The sequence below is a fragment of the Pseudomonas sp. 05N432 genome, assembly GCF_056396945.1.
The window spans coordinates 1-452 of record NZ_JBFTMM010000089.1 but is presented as its reverse complement, the minus strand read 5'-3'; the positions used below and the strand labels follow the sequence as shown (position 1 = coordinate 452).

The following is a 452-nucleotide window of genomic DNA, read 5'->3' as shown; positions in this document are numbered from 1 at the left end:
AATCCGGGAGCCGACTTTGATCATCTGGCACAGGGCGTGGTCGAGCACGTGACGCTCACTTACCAGATGCAGGATGAACACGGCGCGCTCTCGAGYTCCACGGTGGACGTGACCATCACCGGCACCAACGACGGTCCGGTAGCAGTGGCCGATGTCGCTGCCGGCACGGAAAACCAGACCCTGACCATCAACGTACTGGCCAACGAYACCGATGTCGAYGACGGTCACSYGTTCACGCTGAACTCGGCCAGCGCGCCGGCAAACAAGGGCACCACGGCCAGCGTGGTCGGCAACCAGCTCGTATTCAATCCGGGAGCCGACTTTGATCATCTGGCACAGGGCGTGGTCGAGCACGTGACGCTCACTTACCAGATGGATGAACACGGCGCGCTCTCGAGCTCCACGGTGGACGTGACCATCACCACCGGCACCAACGACGGTCCGGTAGCAGT

The 452-nt window shown here is 62.2% G+C and carries 1 protein-coding gene; it reads left to right on the top strand.

All coding sequences use genetic code 11. From position 1 onward, the window contains the following. Positions 1 to 452, top strand: a 452-nt coding sequence (locus tag AC1DHT_RS29365; RefSeq protein ID WP_477761606.1) for an Ig-like domain-containing protein, incomplete at both ends; no start/stop codon positions are given.